Genomic DNA, 17,595 nt, shown 5'->3' with positions numbered 1-17,595 from the left:
TGGGGCTGCCCGTCCTCCCGGGCGGTGCTAATCCTTCCAGGGCGGACGGCTCGAGAGCGAGGTGTGACATGGAGAAGCACCCGTTTGGTGGCACCGGAGTGGAGGTCCCCGTCCTGGGGCAGGGGACGTGGCGGATGGAGGACGACGACCGGGCGAGCGCCATCCGCGCCCTGCGGGCCGGGTTGGACCTGGGCATGACGCATGTGGACACGGCCGAGCTGTACGGGCACGGCAAGGTGGAGGAGACCCTCGTCTCCGAGGCCATCGCCGGCCGGCGGGACGAGGTGTTCCTCGTGTCCAAGGTGATGCCGTCCAACGCCACCTACGCGGGCACGCTGGCCGCGTGCGAGCGGAGCCTGAAGCGGCTGCGCACGGACCGGCTGGACTGCTACCTGCTGCACTGGCCGGGGCCGCACCCGCTGGAGGACACGGTGCGCGCCTTCGAGAAGCTGGTGAAGGACGGGAAGATTCGCTCCTGGGGCGTGAGCAACTTCGGGGTGGAGGAGCTGGAGGAGGCGCTCGCCCTGGCGGGGCCGGGACGCATCGCCTGCAACCAGGTGCTGTACCACCTGGAGGAGCGCGCGATTGAGCACGGCGTCCTGCCGTGGTGCGAGGCCCACGGCGTGGCGGTGGTGGGCTACAGCCCCTTCGGCAGTGGCAACTTCCCGCGGCCGGACAGCCGGGGCGGCAAGGTGCTGGGCGCCATTGCCCGCGCGCACGGCGTCAGCCCGTACCAGGTGGCGCTCCGCTTCCTCGTGCGCCGGCCGTCGCTGTTCGCCATTCCGAAGGCCAGCCGCGAGGCCCACCTGCGCGACAACGCCGCGGCGGCGTCGCTGAAGCTGTCGTCCGAGGAGCTGGCCCGGCTCGACGCGGCGTTCCCCCTGGGGCTCGAGCCCGCCGAGCTGCCCGTCACCTGATTCCGGCGGCGAAGGCCTTCCGGAAGGCGGACACCGTGGGGTCTCCGGTGCCGGGGGCCACCGTCACGGTTCCCGTGTCTCCCTCCATGGAGACGCGGGTGTCGCGGCCCTTGATGAAGCGCACGGTGAGGATGCGGCGCAGCACCTCGCGCCCCTGCTCCTGCGCGAGCGAGCGCAGCGCGTGGCCCGCCACGTTCACCGCCGTCTCCAGCGCGCGCCGGCCCGGCTCGTCGTCCATCCCCACCCAGTCCACCTCGAAGCGCAGCGGGCGTCCGCCCAGTGACGCCTCGCCCGGCCAGAACTGCTCGGTGATGGCGTGCGGCACCTTCTCCAGCAGCGACACCAGGTCCTGCCGCGTGGGGTTGGGCCGCACGAGCTGCGGCAGCTCCAGGAGCGGGTCCGCGTTGCCCACCGACACCGCGACCACCGTGGCCACGTCCACGTACGCCACCGAGGCGGACCGGAGCAGGCCCTCCTTGCCCAGCGCCAGCAGCACCGACTCGCGCGGGACGTAGTCCACCACCTCGCCCGTCATCGAGTGCCCGTGCGCCAGGTGCAGCGTGACGGTCATCGAGGGCACCTCCTCGCCCGTGCGCGCCCGCGCCGCCAGCGCGCCGAGCTGCTCGAGCACCCGCTCCACCTTCCGGGACAACAGCCGCTGCACGCCCTCCATGTCCTCGTCCTCCTCTTGCTGCTTGCGGGTCTCCTGCTTCGGCTGCGGCTTCTGCTTCGGTGGGGCGGGGGGCGGCGGCGCGGGGGGCGCCTCCGCCTTCGCCGCGGGCGGCTCCGTGCCCGGGGCCTGGGAGGCGGGCTCCTGCTTCGCCTCCTTGTTCTTTCCTCCTCCGAACAGGTCGCTCCAGAAGCCCATGGCTACAGCCCTCGCTCGCGCATGACGGCCTCCACCTTCGCCACGTCCTCGGGGACGTCCACCGCCACCGTACGCCAGGACACCTGCGCGCAGCGGATGGAGATGCCGTGCTCCAGCGCGCGGAGCTGCTCCAGCTTCTCCGCCTCCTCCAGCGGGGTGGGCGCCAGGCCCGCCAGCGACAGCAGCACGTCCCGCCGGTAGCCATACAGGCCGATGTGGCCCCAGCGCTTCACGGGCGTCCCCGGCTCGCGGACGAAGGGCACCAGGCTGCGGCTGAAGTAGAGCGCGTCCCCGTTGAGCGCGAGCACGGCCTTCACCACGTTGGGGCTGGCCGCCTCGTCCGGCTCCAGCGGGCGCACCAGCGTGCCCATGCGCACGCTGGCGTCCGAGAAGAGGCCCGACAGCACCTTCAGGGCGGCCGGGTCCACCAGCGGCTCATCGCCCTGCACGTTCACCCAGACGTCCACGTCGGGACGCCCGCGCGCCACCTCCGCCACCCGGTCCGTGCCGGTGGCGCAGTCCGGGCTCGTCATCACCGCCCGGCCGCCGAAGCCCTCCACCGTGGCGCGGATCCGCTCGTCGTCGGTGGCCACCCACACCTCGTCGAAGGCGTTCGCTTCCTGGCAGCGGCGCCACACGTGCTCAATCATCGGCCGGCCGGCGATGAGGGCGAGCGGCTTGCCCGGGAAACGGGTGCTGGCGTGGCGGGCGGGGATGACGGCGACAGTCCTGGACGGGGGCATGGCACGTCCCGTCTATCAGATTCAGGACGCATCTCCGCCACCGGACGGCACGCCCACCTTCAACCACTAGTCACCTGGGAGGCAGTGCCTAGCTTCGCAGTCGACATGAAGAAGGTCATCCACATCGTCGGCGCTCGTCCCAATTTCATGAAGGTGGCCCCCATCCACAAGGCCATCGGCGCGCGCACGGCGCTCCGGCAGGTCCTCGTCCACACCGGGCAGCACTACGACGTCAAGATGAGTGACGTCTTCTTCACCGACCTGGGCCTGCCGCCTCCGGACGTCCATCTGGGCGTCGGCTCGGGCAGCCATGCGCAGCAGACCGCGCGGATGATGATGGAACTGGAGAAGGTCTTCCTGGAGCAACAGCCGGACCTCGTCTCCGTCGTGGGTGACGTCAACAGCACCATCGCCGCCGCGCTGGTGACGTCGAAGCTGGCCATCCCGCTGGCCCACGTGGAGGCGGGCCTGCGCAGCTACGTCCAGCACCAACCGGAGGAGGTCAACCGCATCGTCACGGACCGGCTGTCCGACCTGCTCTTGACGCCCTCGCGCGACGCGGACGCCAACCTCCTGAAGGAGGGCGCCGACCCGTCCCGCATCCACTTCGTGGGCAACGTGATGATCGACTCGCTCCTCGCCTCGAAGGAGAAGGCGGAGCGGCTCTCTACCTTGAAGGACCTGGGCCTCACCCCGCGTGACTACGCGGTGTGCACGTTGCACCGTCCCTCCAACGTGGACGACCCGAGGGTTCTGGGCGGCCTGCTGTCCGCCATCTCCCACGTGTCCACGCGCCTGCCCGTCCTCTTCCCGGTGCATCCGCGCACGCGGAAGATGATTGCCGAGCAGGGCCTGGGGCACTGGTTCGAGCGTCATCCGAACCTGCGCCCCGTGGACCCCATGGGGCACATGGAGTTCGTCGGGCTCACCTCGCAGGCCCGCCTCATCCTCACCGACTCGGGTGGCCTCCAGGAGGAGACCACCGCGCTGGGCGTGTCGTGCCTCACCCTGCGCGAGCAGACCGAGCGCCCCATCACCGTGGAGCAGGGCACCAACGAAGTCGTGGGCACCGACCCGGACCTCATCCGTCAGGCCGCGGACCGCGTCCTCGACGGCCAGGGCAAGAAGGGGCGCATCCCGGAGTTGTGGGATGGCCGCGCCAGCGAGCGCATCGCGGACGTGTTCGCGCGCTACCTGGGCGTGCGGGACGCTTCGCCTTGCGCCGCCTCCGCGTGACCGGGGCGGGTGTTCCGACCAGTCGGGGGAGGGAGCTCCGCTTCCCGCTGCCCCCTCGTGGCGGGAGGCGCCCTGGAACGGAACCTCCATTCCGCCTCGTGTCCCGTGGGGCAGGCGACCGGAATGGAGATTCCATTCCGCTCCTGGGACCGCGGCGCCGTCCCGGGCTTCCTCCCGGACGGGCTCCGCCGGGGGAGCGGGGTGGCGGCCGCTTCTTCGTCTCCGTCCCGGCCGGGCTCGCGGACTGTGCGGCGGGGCCGGACGTGTTAGAGCGCGCGGACGGCCATGCACAGCGCGCGGGAACAGCCGGCGGACCCCTCCGCCTCCGTGAAGGACGAAGCCCCCGAGGGTTACGTCGACATCCCCTTCGTGGTGGAGCCCAACTATGCCGGGTGGCGGCTGGACGAGTACCTGGAGCAGAAGATCCGCCGGATGACCCGCGAGCGCCTCCAGGGCGTCATCCGGCGCGGCATCCTCTGCGACGAGCGGCGGCTCAAGCCGTCCACGCCCGTGTACCCGGGGCTCGCCTTCCGCCTCCGTCGCCGCGCCAGCGAGGAGCCCGAGACACCCACGGACCTGCCCGTGGTGTTCCAGGACGAGTGGCTGCTGGTGCTCGACAAACCGGCGGGCCTGCCCATCCACCCCTCGGCGCGCTACCACAAGGGCACCCTCGTCACGCTCCTGCGTGAGCGCTTCGGGGAGCGCTACGCCGAGCCCGCGCACCGCCTGGACCGCGAGACGAGCGGCCTCGTCGTCTGTGGCCGCACCACCGAGTCCTGCCGCGTGCTGGGCCGGCTCTTCGTGTCGCGCGACGTGCACAAGGAGTACCTCGCCATCTGCGAGGGGCACCCGCCCGAGGACGCCTTCGTCGTGGACGCGCCCATCGCCGAGGGCACCGAGCTCATCCGCATCGCCGTCCGCATCGACCCCGCGGAAGGCAAGGAGAGCCGCACCCGCTTCCAGGTGCTCCAGCGCTTCTCCCGCGACGGCGAGCCCTTCGCGCTGCTGCGCTGCTTCCCGGAGACGGGACGGCAGCACCAGATTCGCATCCACCTGCGCGAGGCGGGCTTCCCGCTCGTGGGCGACAAGATGTACGGGCCGGACCCGGGCTACTTCGACCGCTTCAGCAAGCGCTGCCTGGAGCCCGAGGCGTGGACCCGGCTGCGCCTGCCCCGGCACGCGCTGCACGCCGCGCGCATCGTCTTCCCACACCCGGGCTCCGGCGAGGCCGTCGTGTTCGAGGCGCCGCTGCCCGCCGACCTCACCGGTTTCATCGACGGCAGGCCGCTGTCACCCGCGCGGCCCGAGCCGGACGCGGCCTGACCGCCACGTCAGCCGCCGGGGTTCTCCCAGCCGTTGCCGGCAGGGCCTCGGGGGGAGGGCTACCGGCTCACGGCAGGTGGGATACGGGATACGCCGAGGGCGGGGGGCGCGTCATTTTTCCCCGCAACTTTCGCGAGGCCCCCGGGTTCATGGGAGCCAGGCCGTCCTCAGCACCTGAACCCCAGCCTGGAGCCCATCATGCGCCGCACCGTCATCGCCGCCACCGCCGCCTTCTTCCTGGGTGGCATCGCCAACCACGCGTACGCCGAGCGTCAGCCGAAGATGCGGGACGCGCTCGCCCACCTGGAGCGCGCGCTCACGTCGCTGAAGAACGCCAGCGAGGACAAGGGCGGCCACCGCGTGAAGGCCATTGGCCTCACCGAGCAGGCCATCAGCGAGGTCCGCGAGGGCATCAAGTTCGACAACCGTCACTGAGCGAGGTTGCCTCAAACGACAGAGGCCCCAGGCCCGGTGAGGGCAGGGGGCCTCGTTCGTGAACCGCGCCCGCGGACCTCAGGCGGTCAGCTTGGTGACCTCGCCGCTCTTCGCGCGGCCGAAGTCGCCGATGAGGTACTCGCCGGAGAAGCACGCGGTGCAGAAGCTGCCGCGCTCGGGGTCTCCCACGGCCCGGCCCAGGCCCTCCAGGGTGATGTAGCCGAGCGAGTCCGCCGTGACGTACTTCGCGATCTCCTCGGTGGTGTGGGTGGCCGCGATGAGCTCCTGCCGGCTCGGCGTGTCGATGCCGTAGTAGCAGGGCCACTTCGTCGGCGGCGACGAGATGCGCAGGTGCACCTCCACCGCGCCCGCGGCCTTGATCATCTTGACGATCTTCCGGCTCGTGGTGCCACGGACGATGGAGTCGTCCACCACCACCACGCGCTTGCCCTTCAGCACCTGCCGCACCGCCGACAGCTTCAGCTTCACGCCGAAGTGACGGATGGACTGCTGCGGCTCGATGAAGGTCCGGCCCACGTAGTGGCTGCGGATGAGGCCCACGTCATACGGAATCCCGCTCTGCTGCGAGAAGCCGATGGCCGCCGGCACGCCCGAGTCCGGCACCGCGATGACCAGGTCCGCCTCCGCCGGGTGCTCGATGGCCAGCTGCATGCCGAGCTGCTTGCGCACCTCGTACACGCTGGTGCCGAACAGCGTCGAGTCCGGACGGGCGAAGTACACGTGCTCGAAGATGCAGCGGGCCAGCCGCGGCGGCTCCTCCAGGGGCCTGCTGGTGCGCATCACCCCGTTCTCGATGACGAGCAGCTCACCCGGCTCCAGCTCGCGCACCAGGTCCGCCTCGATGAGGTCCAGCGCCGTCGTCTCGCTGGCGAGCACGTACGCGCCTTCCTTCATCCGTCCCAGCACCAGCGGCCGGATGCCGTGCGGATCTCGCACCGCGACCAGCTTGTTCTCCGTCAGCACCAGCAGGCTGTACGCGCCCTTCACCCGGCGCAGCGCCTCCACCAGCTTCTGCTCGAAGGTCGGCTGCTTGGAGCGCGCCAGGAGGTGCAGGATGACCTCCGTGTCCGCGTCCGACTGGAAGATGGCGCCGTCGGACTCGAGCTGTTCCTTCAGCTCGGTCGCGTTCACCAGGTTCCCGTTGTGGGCGATGGCGCACTGGCCGCCCGCGTACTGCACGAAGAGCGGCTGCGCGTTCTTCAGCGCGCTGCCTCCCGCGGTGGAGTAGCGCACGTGGCCAATCGCCGCCTGACCAGGCAGGCCGGCGAGCGTCGGCGCGTCGAAGATGTCCGCGACCAGCCCCATCTGCCGGTGAGCCCGCAGGCCCGCTCCGTCAGTGGCAACGATTCCCGCGGACTCCTGCCCACGGTGCTGGAGAGCGTGCAATCCCAGGTACGTCAGGTTGGAGGCCTCGGCGTGCCCCACGATTCCAAAGATGCCGCACATGGCGCGCTGCCTTACTCCTTTCGGGCGGTGAGCGGAACAGGAACGCATGCCCCTCTGGTGGGTATTCCACCCGTCGCCGGGGTCGGCCCATGTGGGCTCGCGGGCCTCCCGACGCGGTGTGTCTGCGGATAGTCTGGCCCGCGCGATGCTCTCCCTCCGAAAGGTTCACTGGCGTTCCCTGATTCCCCTGGTGTTTCTCACCGTGGGTGCCGCGTACGCGCTGGCGTCATGGAACTGGTGCGGCGTCTGGGCGGAGCGCGCCCCGATGGTGCTGTCGCAGGTCCGAGGCGAGGGCCCCTTGCGAGCGGGCGCCGCGAAGGTGGCCCTGGCGCCTCCCTTCCCGGTCGTGGTGGCGGGCTATTCGCCGCCCCGCCCCGAGGCGCTGCAGGCGGACCCGCCGTTGCATGCGCGCGCGGTGGTGCTGGAGGCGGGCGGGACGCGGGTGGGCATCGTCTCCCTGGAGCTGCTCTCCGTCACCAGCGAGCTGGTGGCCCTCGTGCGCGAGCAGGCGGCCGCCGCCGGACTGAAGGACGTGCTGGTGATGGCCACGCACACGCACTCGTCCGTGGGGGGCTATGACTCGAGGTTGGTGGCGCAGCTCGTCGGCATTGGCCGCTACCGGCAGGAGTCGGTGGACGCCATCGCCAACGCGGCCGTCGGGGCGCTGACGCAGGCGGCCGCCTCGCTGACCGACGTGACGCTGGAGGTGGGCGAGGCCCGCGAGCCGAGCCTCGTCTACAGCCGCAGCGGTGGCACGGCTCCGGATGGGCTGCTGACCCGCGCCGTGCTGCGCGGGCAGGCGGGGCCGGTGGCGGAGCTGCTCGTCTTCGCCGCGCACCCCACCATGGTGCCGCGCAAGCGCGCGTATGTGGACCCGGACTATCCCGGCCGGTTGAGCGCGCTGCGTGAGTCGGAGGGCAGCGGCGTGACGCTGCTCCTGCAAGGGCCGGTGGGCAACGCGTCGGTGGCCTTCTCGGAAGGGCAGGGGCTGGAGCGCGTGGCCGGCTTCGCCCGGGCACTGGCGGCGCTGGCAGGCAGGGCGGCCCTTGCCCCCACGGGCGAGACGGTGCGGCTGTCCCTGGCGCGCGTGGAGGTGGCGATGCCCCGGCCGGATGCGTCGCGGCTGGTTCCGTCGCTCACCCGCGCCGCGGGGGACAACCTGCTGTGCGGCTCCGCGCAGCGCGTGGCGGAGGTGGGCGCGCTGGCGCTGGGGCCGCTGGAGCTGGTGGCCGTGCCGGGCGAGCCCACCGTGGACGCGGGCGCGGAGCTGGTGCGGCGCACCGGTGCCACGGGCGTGCTGGGACTGGCGGATGGCTACGTGGGCTACGTGGAGACTCCCGGCTCGGTGCGGGACGGCCGCGGTGAGGCCAGGCGCCAGTACTTCGGGCCGGCGCTGCTGGAGCGGCTGGCCGTGGCGGCGGAGCTGGCGGCGGGGACGGCGGGCTTCACGCGCTGAGCGCCCCGCGCGGTCCGTTCTTCAGGGGGAAGCGGGGAGGGGACACGTGGGCATCGTCTCCATCGCGGCCCGCTCCCCGGGCCCCGCCAGGTCCTCCAGGGTGAGCCGGTAGCCCCGGCCGTCCGGAATGCACACGGTGGCCACGTAGCCCCGCGCGGTCCGCTCCACCAGGGCCGGCAGGGAGGTGGCCTCCGCGAACGCACCCGACGCGAGCAGCGTGGCGAACTGCACCCGCTTCGTCGCCGTCCGCCGGTAGCGCAGCGTGAAGCTCGGCACCTTCTGCTCGAACTTCGCGGAGTGCCAGCCCTCCATCGGCGCCGCGTGCCCCTTGCGCACGCCGAGCGTCATGCCGCTGGCCGTGAGGACCTGCTGGATGACGAGCAGGGGCCTGCCGGTGACGGAGTCCAGGGCCCTCGTGCGCAGCCGGTCCACCTGGAGGTCCGCCTCCGGCGGGAGGTGCCAGACCTGGTCGTACGTGTGCAGCGTGTCGCTGGCGAGCTCGTCGATGACGAGCACCAGGTCCTGCCGCAGCAGCGCCACCGCGCGCTTGTGCACGACGCCGTCGTAGAGCGCGTGTGAGCCCGACTGGTAGGCCCAGCTTCCCGGAGGGCCTCCGGTGGACAGCCCCGCCCGCGCGGTGCCCTCGCGCTGGTCCCCGCCGTCCACCACCACCGTGTTGTGCGAGCGCGTTCCCCGGAAGTAGTCGTAGCCGTCCGTCTCGGGCTCGTTGGTGAAGTGGCCCGAGTCCGGCAGCAGCGTCCGTCCCGCCGAGTAGAGCTGCACCGCCAGCGCGTCCAGGTGGCTGTGCAGCGTGCGGTACGGCCCCACGTCGAAGATGACGTGGGTCTGCATCTTGAAGTTCTTCGCCGACCCGAAGCTGGAGCGCAGCACGGCCTGTCCGGACGAGGGGAAGAGCACGCGCGTCTCCGGGGGAGGGGTGCCCGCGGTGCCCGCCGAGAGGACCCAGGCGAATCCCGGGTCCATGGCCGCCATCTGCTGGTAGAGCGGCGTGTCCTGGGACCTGCGGATGTTGCGCTCCACGCTGGAGCCAATCATCGGGATGTCCCCGTCCGGCAGGGTGATGTGCGTGGCGTAGCGGAGCATCTGCCGGATGCGCTGCTCGGCGTTCGCGGACAGGGGCACGCCCTGGGAGTGCGCCCAGTGGTAGACCTGCCAGAAGCCCGTCAGGAAGTAGAAATGGTAGAAGGGCGACTGCTCCACCTCGACGCCATCCGCGTCGAGCACCTTCTCCAGCAGCACGTCCAGCCGCGCCACCGCCGTGGCACGCCACTCGGGCGACGCGTCGAAGCCGGGGAAGTTCTCCGCGATGAGCAGCAGCGCTCCGGCCTGGGCGAGCCCGTGGTTGTAGTCCTCCTCGAAGTTCTCCGGGGCCCTCAGGAAGACGCCCAGCTCGTGGATGCGCAGGCGCAGGCGGCTCGCCAGCGGTTCCTTGAGGCTCCTGTCGGAGAGCAGCTTGACGTAGGTGTTCACCAGCACCATGGCCCGGAACGCGACGGTGTGTTTGTCCCAGGCGTGCTCGGACTGGTGGCCACGGATGACGAAGCCCTCCAGCACGTGGAGGAGCTTGTCGCGGTAGCGCTTATCCCCCGTCTGCCGCCAGGCCCAGAGCAGGTGCCGCGTGGGCCTCAGGCCATAGAAGGTGAAGCGCCAGTACTTCTCCCCGAAGGGGTCCTCCGTCCACGAGAGGGACGGGGAGAGCTTCACGGGCTCGAAGCGCGGCACGGGCCACCGGTCCCCGAGGATGAGGTCCGCGTCCTCCAGCGTGCCTTCCTCGAGGAACGCGTACATGACTTCCCGGGCCGGAGTGGCCATGGCCGGGAGGCAGCCCTCGGGAAGGCGTGAGCAGTCCGAGCCCTCGGCGGGGCCGGGGTCGAGGAAGAGCGGTTCCTCCCCGGACAGGGACTGGCCCGGGGCCGAGAGCCCCGGGGCCAGCAGTAGCAGGACCGTGATGGTGGTGGATGCGCGCATCGCACCGAAAGCTGGGGTGCGGCGCGGTGGGGGCCATTGCCTTGCCGGATGACCCGGATGTGAATCCGCCTGTCAGAACTTCTCGAACTTCGACTTCTCCTTCCGCTTCTTGAAGAAGAGCGCGGTGCGGCCCAGGAGCTGGGCCAGCTCGGCGCTGGTGCCCTCGGCGATGCGCGCGGCGGCTTCCTGGCGCGTCTCGGGGCCCTCGTTGATCTTCACCTTGATGAGCTCGTGGTCATGCAGCGCCTGCTCGACGGCGGCGATGACACCCTCGGTGACGCCGGACTGACCGACGATGACCACCGGCTCCAGGTGGTGTCCCAGAGCGCGAAGGTGGCGGCGTTGCTTCCCGGTGAGCGGCACGTTCCTCTTCTCCTTGGTTGTTCCCGAAAGGGGCCCCCGGCCCCATCCGGGCGAGGGGGACGCACCCTACTTCTTCTGCGACGCCATGCGGATCTCTCGCTGCGCGTCGATGTGGTCTGGCTGAAGCTCCACGGTCCGCTTGAAGTGCTTCAGGGCCCCCTGGGGGTCGCCGCACAGCTTGGCAATCACCCCCAGGAAGTAGTGCGCCGGCGCGCAGCGCTCGTTGCGCTTGATGGCGTTCTGGATTTCACGGAAGGCCTCCGGCTGCGCCGCCTTCTTGTCCGCCGACGTGAAGAACCGTGCATAGCCCCGCCACGCGTAGAACTCCGCCTCGTCCGCGTTCAGCTTGATGGCCTCGTCCAGCATCTTCACGGCCTCGGGGAACTTGCGTGCCTTCACCAGGATGCAGGACTTCTGGAACAGCTCCTCGGCCATGAGGATGGAGTTGACGTCCACCTCCGACCCGCCGCCGCCGCTCTTCAGCTCCTCGATGTAGGCCGCCCGGCTCTTGTCGTCCGTGAGCGTCCGGTACGCATCGCCGATGTACGCGAACACCTCCGCCTTCAGCTTCTCCAGCTCCGGTGGCGCGCCCGGCGGCAGCGTGTCCGGGTGGTACAGCTTCGCCAGCCGGAAGTAGGCCACCTTCACCGCGGCCGAGTTCGTCTGCTCCGTCAGCCCCAGCCGCTGGAAATGGTTCTGCTGCTTCATCGCCGTGGCGAGCTGGCGCAGCGCCGGAATCTCCTCGGCCCCCGGGGCATTGGCGGGCGTGGCCGCGGCGGCGGGCGCCTGGGCGGTCATCACGGGAGGCGGACGGGACTGTGCGGCACCCGCGGCGGGAGGCGTGGCGCCGGGAGGCCGCGCGGCGGCGGGCGCGGCGCCCACCACGGGGGGCGCACCCGCGGGACGAGGCGCGGCTCCGGCGGCACCCGGGCCCACCACGGGGGGCGCACCCGCGGGACGAGGCGCGGCCCCGGCGGCGCCCGGACCGACCACGGGGGGCGCACCCGCGGGACGGGGCGTGGCCCCGGCGGCGCCCGGACCCACCACGGGCGGCGTACCCGCGGGACGGGGCGAAGCCGTGGTGCCTGGACCGGCGGCCGGCGCCGTGCCAGCGGGGCGGGGTGGCGCCGCGCTGGCGGCGGCGCCGGGAGCGGTGCCTGGGGCGGCGACTCCCGCGGGGCGGGGCGCGCCCGTGGCGGCGGCACCCACGACAGGCGGCGGGCGCTGCGCGGCGGCGGGCCCCGCCTGTGGCGCGGTGACGGGGCGCTGCGCGGCGGCTGGCGGCGTGGCGGCCGCCGGCGGCGGAGTCGAGGCCCCGGGAGGAGGTGGCGAGACGGCAGCGCTCCTGGACGGCGCCGCGAAGGACACCGCGTCCAGCTCCCGGAGCAGGAAGGAGATGCGCAGCAGGTGGTCCGCGTCCTGCGGGAAGTCGTTCAGGAGCTGCGCCACGGAGCGCACTCCGTCGATGACGGCCAGGGCTCGGACCTCATGCGGAGTGAGGCGCAGCTCGCTCGCGGCCACCAGCCCGCCGGACTTCATGATGGGGAGCTGGAGCACCGGGGCCAACCGGCGCCGGAGGTCCACGGTCGGCAGGCGGCGCACCGTGTCACTCAGCACCGCCCAGCGGTTGCCGAGCGGCATCGCCTTGTTCCCCGGCAGGTCGCGAGGCTCGAAGGTGAAGGTGCCGGACTCGGCGCGCAGCCCCTTCGACAGGATGCTCAGCGCGCGCTGCGAGAGCTGGGTGAAGGCGGTCGCCGGCTGGAGCAGACCCAGCCCGAAGAGCGTGGAGAGCAGGTCCCCGCCGAAGCGGTCCTTCGCGGACTCGGCCTGCTGGAGCTGCTCGGGCGTGAGGAGCCTCGCGCCCATCAGCGACGTGCCGAGCGCGTCCTCCGGATGCGACGAGTCGACGAACTCCGGATTGCCCTTGCGGAAGTGGATGTGGACGGTGCGGTCCGCGAGCGTGAGCGAGAGCAGGCCCGTCTGCTCCCCGGCGGCGATGCGGCCGTAGAGGCGGATGGACGAGTGCTGCTCGAGCTGTCCCTGCGAGGGCACCGTGAAGGGCGACGCGTCCTCCGGCACCACGGCGGGCGCGGGAGTGGGTGGAGCCGCCGTGACGGGCGCGGGCGGGGCCACCGGGCTCGCGCCTGGAGGATGCGTCGGGGCCGTGGCACCGCGCATGGCGGGATTCGGCACGGCGGCGTGAGGCGCGCCTGTCGCTCCGGGGGGCACGGGCGGTCTACCCGGCACGGTGCCGGGGACGGGCGCTCCGGGCACCGCGCCCGGTGCTGCTCCAGCGACGACGGGAGGTGGTCTCTGGACTGTGCCCGCACCCGCCGTGGGCGCACCCGGTCGGGTTCCCGGGCCCGCCATCGGCGCGGCACCCGGACCCGGTCTGGCGCCAGGGCCCGCGACCGGTCTGGTGCCGGGCCCGGCCATGGGCGCTGCACCCGGACCCGCCATCGGAGCCGCACCCGGACCGGCTCTCGGAGCCGCGCCCGGGCCCGCCATGGGGGCTACGCCGGGCCCCGCGATGGGGGCTGCACCCGGGCCCGCCGCGGGCACTCCCGTCTGCGGCACGGCGGCGGGGGCCGCCCCGGGCGTGGGACCGAGCGAGATGGCCGGGGCCGCCGGTGCGAGGTCGGCGGGTGCGCCGTCGCCCCAGAGCGCCCGGGGGAAGATTTCGCGGACCTCGGGGAAGCGCCAGGGGAAGGCGAAGTTCAGCCCGTCCTCGGACACCTGCAGCTTGCCCTTGATGGAGCCGCTCTCGACGAGCAGCTCGATGGTCGGCAGGGTGAGGGGCCCCCACATGGTGCCCCTGTCGTTGCGGACCCAGTACTGCCGGACCTCACCCTCCGCCATGTGCCGCTCGACTCCGTTGCAGTTGAGAGAAGGGAGAACCTACCGCTGTCTCCGGGCGGGTCCAAGCAGACGACCTTCGCCCGGGCCCGCACGCCCCGTCAGGGCGTCGCGCCGTCCAGCGCCGCCAGTCCCAGGGCGGCCAGGCAGGCGGCATCCGCCTGCTGCTCGGCGGGCGGGTCGAAGCAGAACACCTCGCTGTCGAAGACCTTGCACAGCCCCGAGGGCGTCGCGGCGCAGGCCGCCTTGGAGTACGCGGTGGTGCAGCCGTAGCCACACACCGGCCCCCGCTCGCTGTTGCGGCACTCCGGCGCGGGCAGCGAGCGCTTCCAGGCGCACAGCGCCGCCGGGGACGGGTCGAAGCAGGTGATGTGGCCGCTGGTCGCCTTGCACACCCCCGCGGGCGTCCGGGCGCAGCGCACCCCCTCCGGGGCATTCACGCAGTTGTAGCCGCACATCAGCTCCACGCCGTTGTAGCGGCAGTCCGCCTTGGGCGTCTCGCGGCCGTAGACGGCGAACACCACGGCCGGCGGGTCGAAGCACTCCACCTCGCCGCCCCGGCCCCGGCACACCCCCGCCGGGCTCTTCGCGCACTTCACCTTCCCGGGCTGGGTGGCGCAGTTGTAGCCGCAGGCCACCACCCCATCGATGTTCTTGCACTCGGGGTCCGGGAGCGCCGAGCCGTACGCCTTCAGCACGTAGGCCGGCGGGTCGAAGCACACGGCCTGCCCGTCCACCACCTGGCAGCGGCCCTGAGGCGTCTGCGCACACCGCACGCGCTGTCCGTCCGACTTGCACCCGTAGCCGCAGGACACCTGTCCATCCACGGCGCGGCAGGTGGGGGCGGACGGGTCCTGAGAGGGCGGGGCCGAAGCCAGCGTGAGCGCCAGCACGGTGAAGAGGGAAGCGAGCACGGGAGACCTCGGGGGAGGGGAGTCGCTCCGTCATTGACACCCAAGGCGCGCGGCGACGCAAGAAGCGGGCGGCCGCGACGGCGCTCCCGGGGCGTGGTACCCAGGCGCGCCCGCGAGGAGGTGGGCACCGGTGGACGTGGACGTCAGCACGCTGCACATCATCCTGCTCTGCCTCGCCGCGATGACCGCCGGCATCGTGGACGCCATCGCCGGAGGGGGCGGGCTCATCACCCTGCCCGCGGTGCTGGCCGTCGGCCTGCCGCCGCACGTGGCGCTGGGCACCAACAAGGGCCAGGCCGTTTTCGGCTCGTTCGCCGCGCTGATGCGCTTCTCGCGCGCGGGGCTGGTGGACGGAAGGCTGGCGCGCGTCACCTTCCCCTTCGGCCTGGTGGGGGCCTTCGCGGGCGCCGCGCTGGTGCTGCTGGTGAAGCCGGAGGTGCTCAAGCCGCTGGTGCTCGTCCTGCTCATCGCGGTGGCGGTGTTCCTCACCTTCCGCAAGGCCCCTCCCCCAGGCGACAGGCCCGCGCCCGCGCCGCGCCCGCGCGCGCAGGCCATTGGCGCGCTCGTGGCGCTGGGCATCGGCGCCTATGACGGCTTCTTCGGGCCGGGCACGGGCACCTTCCTCATCATCGGCTTCTCCACGCTGCTGGGGCATGGCCTGGCGCGCGCGTCCGCGGACGCGAAGGTGGTGAACTTCGCCTCCAACCTCGCCTCGGTGACGATGTTCGCCCTCAAGGGCGTGGTGCTGTGGAAGGTGGCGCTGCCCATGGCCGCCGCGCAGTTCGCCGGCGGATACCTGGGCGCGCACCTGGCGGTGAAGGGCGGCGACACGCTGGTGCGCAAGGTGGTGCTGGGCGTGGTGCTGGCGCTGGTGCTGAAGCTGGCGCGCGACCTGGTGATGGGCTGACGCCCGGCGCGTCAGCCGATGTGCACCAGCAGCGCGTCCCCGCGCTTCGCCACCGTGGCCACGAACTTCTGGAGCTCCTCGAAGTAGGAGATGAGCTCCTCCAGCAGGTCCACGTCCTCCTCGGGCTCCTCCCAGGTGCCCGGGTAGATGTCCTGGGACTGCATCTTCACCGGGTCGTACCGGCGGCGCAGCGTGTCCTTGGACACCTTCTGGAGCGCCGCGGAGAGCGCCTTCACCTGCGCGGGCGCGAAGATGCGCGCGGTGCCCTCGTCCGAGGGGATGTCTCCCACGTCCTCACCGCCACGCACCAGGAAGTCCAGCGGCGCGGCGCCCTCCCAGGGCGTCCCGGTGAGCAGGTACTGGAGGCCGTGCCACGCCTCGCCGATGTCCAGCTCCACGAAGGTTGTCCCCTTCGGGTCGTCGAAGTCCTCGTCGTCGTCGAGGAAGTCCTCCAGGCGCTCGGGGGCCTGGAGCAGGGCCGCGCGCTGCGCCTCCGTGGCGCTGCGCAGGGTGCAGAGCATCTCCATGTGGTGTGACCTCAGGGAAGCCCGGACGGCTTCTGGAAGCCGGACCCTACCAGCCCGCCGCGAGGCCACGGAAGCTTCGGCGGGTCAGATTTCTGAGCCGCTGTGTCGTCTTTCTGAGCCCGGGTGTGACGTCGCGGACGTGCTTCTCCGCCGTCCCGCACTCATGTGTCCCCTGGGCGTGGCCCTGGCACCCGCGTTGCTTCAGGGCTTCGGACCAACGACCTGGGATGGAGCCTCCATGGACCCGAAGCTGCTGCGCCCGCTGTTCACCCGCGCCCTGCGCGCCTCGCTCGCCACCCCGCTGCTGCTCGCCGGCTGCGATGGGGAGGACCTGGACCTGACGGGCTACTCGGCCCCCGCCTGTGAGCGAGGCCGGCTCGCGGTCAGCGGGCTGTCCCTCCCGGCGCAGCCGGACTTCGTGCAACTGCGGCACGTGAGCTCCTCGCCCAACCCGGAGAGCGAGCGCACCGAGTCGGTCAGCTCCTCCGCGGGCACGGCCTGCGCGACGGCCTCCGACACCGCCGCCTGCGAGTCCGCCCTGAGCAGCCTCACCGCGGACAGTGGCTTCCGCCGCGACTGCCTGGACCTGTGCTCGGAGTACTACATCGCCACGACCCGAGGCGACGAGGTGACGGCCCACACCACGGTGGAGGCGCTCCGGAGCCTGCTGGGCGCCATCGACACGACGCAGGAGGCCGCGCTGCTGGCCTTCGCGGAGGGCTACAACCCGTCCTGCACGGACCTGGAGCGCGGCGCGGTGCGGGCGAACGCCGAGGGCAGCTTCAACGTCGTCGCCACGAAGGGCTTCGCCTGCGGGAAGAACACGGCGGTGACGCGCTTCCTGCTGGAGGTGTCGGCCTCCGGCGAGGTGAAGGAGCTGAGCAGCGAGGTCATCGAGCGGGGCGACCCGAACTGCGCCATCGGCCGGCGGCCGGTGGGGCTGCGGGCCCCGGGCAACGTCGCCTGCTCGGACGCGCTGGGGCGCCACTTCGCCGTCGTCGCCCACCTGGAGGCGGCCTCCATCAACGCCTTCCTGCGGCTGCGCGAGGAACTGGAGCTGCACGGCGCGAGCGCCGAGCTGAGGAACGCGGCGCTGCGGAGCGCGATGGACGAGGTGCTGCACACCGACTCCAGCACGCGGCTGGCCCACCGCTTCGGCGCCCAGCCCCGGCCGCCCCAGGTGGAGGCGCTGCCGCCGCGCTCCCTCTTCGAGGTGGCGCTGGACAACGCCGTGGAGGGCTGCGTGCGCGAGACGTTCGGCGCGCTCGTGGCGCACCACCAGGCGCTGCACGCGCGCGACGCGGAGGTGCGCCAGGAGATGGCCCGCATCGCCGAGGACGAGACGCGGCACGCCGAGCTGTCCTGGGCCATTGATGCCTGGGCGCAAGCGCGGCTCACCGCCGCCGAGCGCGAGGCCCTGCGCGAGGCGCAGCGGAAGGCGGTGGAGACGCTGCGCGCGGAGGTGGCCTCGCCGCTGGACGCGTCGCTCGTCACCGAGGCCGGCATGCCCGCGCCGGAGGTCGCCGCGTCCCTGGTGGATACGCTGGCGACGCTGCTCTGGGCGTGAGGTGGGGTGACGGGAGCACGTGCTGGT

15 protein-coding genes are annotated in these 17,595 nt (G+C 72.3%); 7 read left to right on the top strand and 8 right to left on the bottom strand.

Going from position 1 to position 17,595, the window contains the following annotated elements; translation table 11 throughout:
* Positions 1–68 precede the first annotated feature (68 nt).
* Positions 69–917 carry an aldo/keto reductase gene (locus tag K8638_RS01665; protein ID WP_223752596.1) on the top strand — a complete coding sequence of 283 codons (849 nt, stop codon included), beginning with the start codon at positions 69–71 and terminating at the stop codon, positions 915–917.
* On the opposite strand, the gene K8638_RS01660 is transcribed toward K8638_RS01665, so the two are convergent.
* Positions 910–1,785: a hypothetical protein gene (locus tag K8638_RS01660; RefSeq protein WP_223752595.1), complete on the bottom strand. Its 876-nt coding sequence runs from the start codon at positions 1,783–1,785 to the stop codon at positions 910–912. The genes K8638_RS01665 and K8638_RS01660 overlap by 8 nt on opposite strands.
* Positions 1,786–1,787: 2 nt before the next feature.
* The gene (gene kdsB, locus K8638_RS01655; protein ID WP_223752594.1) at positions 1,788–2,528 is read right to left on the bottom strand and encodes a 3-deoxy-manno-octulosonate cytidylyltransferase; all 741 of its coding nucleotides are present in this window, start codon (positions 2,526–2,528) and stop codon (positions 1,788–1,790) included.
* 105 nt (positions 2,529–2,633) lie between these two features.
* On the opposite strand from kdsB, the gene wecB reads away from it, so the two are divergent.
* The 3 genes from wecB to K8638_RS01640 all read left to right on the top strand — a co-directional run bounded on the left by wecB (position 2,634) and on the right by K8638_RS01640 (position 5,522).
* Positions 2,634–3,764: a non-hydrolyzing UDP-N-acetylglucosamine 2-epimerase gene (gene wecB / locus K8638_RS01650; RefSeq protein ID WP_223752933.1), complete on the top strand. Its 1,131-nt coding sequence runs from the start codon at positions 2,634–2,636 to the stop codon at positions 3,762–3,764.
* Between the two features lie 285 nt (positions 3,765–4,049).
* Positions 4,050–5,087 carry an RluA family pseudouridine synthase gene (locus K8638_RS01645; protein ID WP_223752593.1) on the top strand — a complete coding sequence of 346 codons (1,038 nt, stop codon included), beginning with the start codon at positions 4,050–4,052 and terminating at the stop codon, positions 5,085–5,087.
* Between the two features lie 198 nt (positions 5,088–5,285).
* On the top strand, positions 5,286–5,522 hold the full coding sequence (locus K8638_RS01640) for a hypothetical protein (RefSeq protein ID WP_223752592.1): 237 nt from the start codon (positions 5,286–5,288) through the stop codon (positions 5,520–5,522).
* A gap of 78 nt (positions 5,523–5,600) precedes the next feature.
* On the opposite strand, the gene purF is transcribed toward K8638_RS01640, so the two are convergent.
* Positions 5,601–6,989 (bottom strand): amidophosphoribosyltransferase, encoded by a 1,389-nt coding sequence (gene purF, locus K8638_RS01635; protein ID WP_223752591.1) that lies wholly within the window; start codon positions 6,987–6,989, stop codon positions 5,601–5,603.
* A gap of 145 nt (positions 6,990–7,134) precedes the next feature.
* On the opposite strand from purF, the gene K8638_RS01630 reads away from it, so the two are divergent.
* Positions 7,135–8,445: a neutral/alkaline non-lysosomal ceramidase N-terminal domain-containing protein gene (locus K8638_RS01630; protein ID WP_223752590.1), complete on the top strand. Its 1,311-nt coding sequence runs from the start codon at positions 7,135–7,137 to the stop codon at positions 8,443–8,445.
* A gap of 21 nt (positions 8,446–8,466) precedes the next feature.
* Here K8638_RS01630 and K8638_RS01625 read toward each other — a convergent pair whose 3' ends face one another.
* The 4 genes from K8638_RS01625 to K8638_RS01610 all read right to left on the bottom strand — a co-directional run bounded on the left by K8638_RS01625 (position 8,467) and on the right by K8638_RS01610 (position 14,567).
* Positions 8,467–10,434 carry an alginate lyase family protein gene (locus tag K8638_RS01625; protein WP_223752589.1) on the bottom strand — a complete coding sequence of 656 codons (1,968 nt, stop codon included), beginning with the start codon at positions 10,432–10,434 and terminating at the stop codon, positions 8,467–8,469.
* A 72-nt stretch (positions 10,435–10,506) separates the two neighbouring features.
* Positions 10,507–10,797, bottom strand: coding sequence for a ribosome assembly RNA-binding protein YhbY (gene yhbY, locus K8638_RS01620; RefSeq protein ID WP_223752588.1), 291 nt, complete (start codon positions 10,795–10,797; stop codon positions 10,507–10,509).
* Positions 10,798–10,863: 66 nt separating this feature from the next.
* Positions 10,864–13,656, bottom strand: coding sequence for a DnaJ domain-containing protein (locus K8638_RS01615; protein WP_223752587.1), 2,793 nt, complete (start codon positions 13,654–13,656; stop codon positions 10,864–10,866).
* A gap of 98 nt (positions 13,657–13,754) precedes the next feature.
* Positions 13,755–14,567, bottom strand: a complete 813-nt coding sequence (locus K8638_RS01610; protein ID WP_223752586.1) for a hypothetical protein — start codon at positions 14,565–14,567, stop codon at positions 13,755–13,757.
* 130 nt (positions 14,568–14,697) lie between these two features.
* Here K8638_RS01610 and K8638_RS01605 point away from each other — a divergent pair, with 130 nt between their 5' ends.
* Entirely contained in the window at positions 14,698–15,474 is a 777-nt protein-coding gene (locus tag K8638_RS01605; protein ID WP_223752585.1) for a TSUP family transporter, read from the top strand.
* Positions 15,475–15,485: 11 nt separating this feature from the next.
* Here the strand turns inward: K8638_RS01605 and K8638_RS01600 are convergent, their stop codons facing one another.
* Complete coding sequence (locus tag K8638_RS01600) at positions 15,486–16,001, bottom strand: YfbM family protein (RefSeq protein ID WP_223752584.1); 516 nt, start codon at positions 15,999–16,001, stop codon at positions 15,486–15,488.
* Positions 16,002–16,239: 238 nt separating this feature from the next.
* On the opposite strand from K8638_RS01600, the gene K8638_RS01595 reads away from it, so the two are divergent.
* A complete protein-coding gene (locus tag K8638_RS01595) occupies positions 16,240–17,568 on the top strand; it encodes a ferritin-like domain-containing protein (RefSeq protein WP_223752583.1) in 1,329 nt (442 codons plus the stop codon).
* Positions 17,569–17,595: the final 27 nt, after the last annotated feature.

The sequence above is a fragment of the Myxococcus sp. RHSTA-1-4 genome, assembly GCF_020037125.1.
Lineage (GTDB): Bacteria > Myxococcota > Myxococcia > Myxococcales > Myxococcaceae > Myxococcus.
Note: the sequence above shows the minus strand (reverse complement) of the source record. Positions and strands in the feature narration are given on the sequence as shown.